This is a genomic window from Candidatus Cloacimonadota bacterium, assembly GCA_034661015.1.
Taxonomy (GTDB): domain Bacteria; phylum Cloacimonadota; class Cloacimonadia; order JGIOTU-2; family JGIOTU-2; genus JAYEKN01.
In genome coordinates, this window is the sequence record JAYEKN010000132.1 from 1 (window position 1) to 3476 (window position 3476).

Annotated in this window: 6 protein-coding genes and 1 pseudogene; 4 read left to right on the forward strand and 3 right to left on the reverse strand. The window is 35.0% G+C overall.

The annotated features are described in order from the left end of the window. The first annotated feature begins 44 nt into the window (after positions 1 to 44). The 4 genes from rfaE1 (at position 45) to U9P79_05390 (ending at position 2253) form a co-directional block, all read left to right on the forward strand. The gene (gene rfaE1 / locus U9P79_05375; protein MEA2104059.1) at positions 45 to 1049 is read left to right on the forward strand and encodes a D-glycero-beta-D-manno-heptose-7-phosphate kinase; all 1005 of its coding nucleotides are present in this window, start codon (positions 45 to 47) and stop codon (positions 1047 to 1049) included. After that, positions 1046 to 1516, forward strand: a complete 471-nt coding sequence (gene rfaE2, locus U9P79_05380; GenBank protein MEA2104060.1) for a D-glycero-beta-D-manno-heptose 1-phosphate adenylyltransferase — start codon at positions 1046 to 1048, stop codon at positions 1514 to 1516. The genes rfaE1 and rfaE2 overlap by 4 nt, the downstream gene beginning before the upstream one ends. Before the next feature lie 167 nt (positions 1517 to 1683). After that, positions 1684 to 1932: a hypothetical protein gene (locus U9P79_05385; GenBank protein ID MEA2104061.1), complete on the forward strand. Its 249-nt coding sequence runs from the start codon at positions 1684 to 1686 to the stop codon at positions 1930 to 1932. A gap of 135 nt (positions 1933 to 2067) precedes the next feature. Further along, positions 2068 to 2253, forward strand: coding sequence for a hypothetical protein (locus tag U9P79_05390; protein MEA2104062.1), 186 nt, complete (start codon positions 2068 to 2070; stop codon positions 2251 to 2253). Positions 2254 to 2300: 47 nt separating this feature from the next. Here the strand turns inward: U9P79_05390 and U9P79_05395 are convergent. From U9P79_05395 to U9P79_05405, 3 genes and pseudogenes are all read right to left on the reverse strand, one after another. Next, positions 2301 to 2495: pseudogene (locus U9P79_05395) on the reverse strand (T9SS type A sorting domain-containing protein). A gap of 10 nt (positions 2496 to 2505) precedes the next feature. Next, entirely contained in the window at positions 2506 to 3009 is a 504-nt protein-coding gene (locus U9P79_05400) for a cohesin domain-containing protein (protein ID MEA2104063.1), read from the reverse strand. A gap of 11 nt (positions 3010 to 3020) precedes the next feature. Further along, on the reverse strand, positions 3021 to 3476 hold a 456-nt coding region (locus tag U9P79_05405), incomplete at its 5' end, for a FlgD immunoglobulin-like domain containing protein (protein MEA2104064.1).

The following is a 3476-nucleotide window of genomic DNA, read 5'->3' on the forward strand; positions in this document are numbered from 1 at the left end:
GCGGTGAAAAAACGTGGCTAAAATCTGAATAAGGAAGTAAAAACATGGAAATTTCACTTGAAAATTTAAAAAAAATATTAGACTCTTTTTCCCAAAAAAAAATTATTGTGATCGGTGATCTGATGCTTGACCATTATATTTTTGGTGATGTTAGCAGGATTTCGCCGGAAGCACCTGTTCCGGTTGTAAATGCTTCTGGAGAAAAACATTGTCTCGGTGGAGCTGCCAATGTTTCCAACAATATAAAAAGTCTATCTGCCACCCCGCTGACTATTGGCACAATCGGTCAAGATGCAAATGGTACGATTGTTAAAACTCTTTTTGCTGAAAGTAGAATCTCAACCGAAGGAATTTTTTTGGCTGCGAACAAACCGACAATCAAAAAAACTCGAATTGTTGCCAGAAACCAGCACTTGCTTCGCATTGATTTTGAAAATCCCAAATATAATCACCACGAGATAGAAAAGGAAATTTTAAATTATATTAAGAAAATTATCTCGACTGTGGATGGCGTCATCCTACAAGATTACAATAAAGGATTTTTATCCAAAAATTTGATAAAAAAAATCATCAAACTCGCAAATGAAAATGACGTGATAATCTCGGTTGACCCAAAAAATACTAACTTTTTTGAATATAAAAATATTTCACTGTTCAAACCAAACAAAATAGAAGTGGAAAAAAGTTTCGGGCATGAAATTCAAAATGATAAAGATTTAATCACAGCAGCCGAAAAGTTGATCAAAAAATTAAATGCGAGATACTTGCTCATCACATTGGGAAAAGACGGGATGTTCATCTATAATCAAAGTGGTGAATACTGGACGATTCCCACTTTTTCTCAGGAAGTTTACGATGTTTCCGGTGCCGGAGATACGGTGATAAGCACGCTCACGCTGGCACTTTGTAGTGGGTGCGACATCAGAACGGCATCAATAATAGCGAATCACGCAGCTGGAGTGGTTTGTGGGAAAATCGGCGCTGCAAGTGTTACCACAGAAGAGATAATCAATTCTTTCCATAATTGGAAGCACATTGAGGAATCATGATATTAACAAAAAGTGGAATTGAAAAAATTGCAAATCAGTTACACAAAAAGAAGAAAAAAATTGTTTTCACTAACGGCTGTTTCGACATTTTACACAGAGGTCACGTGGAATATCTCCGAGATGCGAAACTGTTAGGAGATGTTCTGATCGTTGGAGTAAATAGCGATGAATCTGTAAGAAGACTGAAAGGTAATGACCGACCTATCAATTCCCAAGAAGATAGAGCATTGGTTTTGGGAGCACTCAGGAATGTGGATTATGTTACAATTTTTGACGAAGACACACCCTACGAACTTATTAAAATAGTAGTCCCGGATGTGCTGGTCAAAGGTGGGGATTGGAAAACGGAAGAAATCGTGGGCAATGACATTGTTCTGCAAAATGGTGGTGAAGTGAAAAGCCTGCAATTCGTTTATGGAAAATCCACTACAGACATCATAGAAAAAATTCAAAATCTGAAAAAGTAAAGATTGACATAAAAATTTCTACTGATAATTGTTTGGAACAAATTTTCACTTTATTTTTAAGCAAAGAAGTTAAGATTTTATTGGTTATTCTGAGAAAATATTTGAATTATAAAAGACAGACTCAAAAGAAATGATGTCAATGAAAAGAAAAAAACAGGAGTTATTATATGTTAGAAAAAAATAAATCTACAAATAGGAAAATTTTAATAAGTCAAACGGTCAAATATTTGTCTATTTTACCAATGCAAAAACTGGAAGAAATCGCTGAATTTGTCAAGCAGAAACATGAGGAAAATCAAATTAAAAAGGAACTTGAATTTTATGTTTCCTCCGGAACAAGTTTTAAATTTCTAAAAGATGAAGAAAGTATTTATTCTCTTGATGATATCATAGGTGATTCCCATGAAAAAAGGTGATATTATTCTGATTCCCTTTCCGTTCACGGATTTATCTGGGAAAAAACTGCGACCGGCTTTGTTTTATTTCAGGGGAGATATGATATTATTGTTGCATTTATTACAACTACATGGAAAGCAAAATTTCGTTCCGATATTAAATTATCAATGAATGAAGAAAATGGTTTGAAAAAGGATTCTATTCTTCGTCTAAATAAATTGGCAACCTTAGATACAAATCTAGCAGTGGGAGTAATTGGAAACATAGGAAAGAAAATCTTACATCTTATTGATAGAAAATTAATTGAAATATTTGATATTAAAATTGAAAAAAGAAATTAGAATATTATAGAAGTAAAAATGACAAACAAGCAACCACCAACAAACAACTACTCCCCCACCTTCACCATCTTCCTCACAACCGCATTATTTCCGTATTCCAGTTTATAAAAATACGTTCCGGGCGATACTTCTCTACCAGCGGAATTTCTGCCATCCCAAGTGATCGTGGTCTTTGCCAAAAAATTGTCCTTTTTCCCGCTGTATCTTTTTATTAATTGCCCTCGGACATTGTAGATTGAGAGTTGATAATCCTTATTCGATTTTCAGCAATCCATTTTCAATATCAATGTCATATAATCCCGACACACTTTCACCGTTTTCCTTATACAACTGGAGTCTATAAATTGTAATAGGAGATGAACCGTTTGCTATTCCCCTAAGAGAAAATTTCATAAGTTCTCCACTTCCGTTTATCGCCTGATCACCGTTGAATAAAGAACAGATCATGCTCAAGCGTCCCGATTCGGATATCGCTTGAGTAAATGTAACAGAATTTCCCCAAAATTCTCCTGAGGTCAAACAGTTTTCGGGAATCTCAACGAGAGTGCTGTCAAAACTAATCTCCACAGCTACCCCAAAAAGATCTTCCACATTCTCAATTTTTAAGGAAAATTGGGCAACCTGATTTTGAACAATGGTCTGCTCAGCGGGATCTATTAATATTTTCAAGTTTTTACTGGAATCTGTTTTCCCATCACTGCAACCGATCAAAACCGCTATTGAAATTAATATTAATAATGCTATGATTCGTTTCATTTTTCACATCCTTATCTGATTAGAAGCATACGTTTTGCATCAACCGTTTCTTCATTCGCTTCCAGCTTATAGAAATAAATTCCGCTACCCACGATTTGCCCGTTTTTATCTTTTCCATTCCAGAAAACAGAACCGATATTGGAATTTCCAAGAGCGATTTTTTTTACAAGCTGCCCTCTTATATTATAAATTAGAATATTGCCGGAATTGAAATCTTCTTTTAGCGCATAAGAAATTTCTGTTTTTTGGAAGAATGGATTGGGAAAATTTTGACGCAGAGAACTATTTTCAACTTGGTTTGGAGGCAATTCCAGAATATTTTCGATATAATCTCTGATTGCAGACGCAGGATAATCATTATCCAAAGAGTGATAAATTTCCATCAAATTATCTTTATAAAGTTGAAAAGATGTGGAATCAGCAAGAATCGGGGCAGCAATCACCGGGTCGTGGCTTTCGTGCCAATT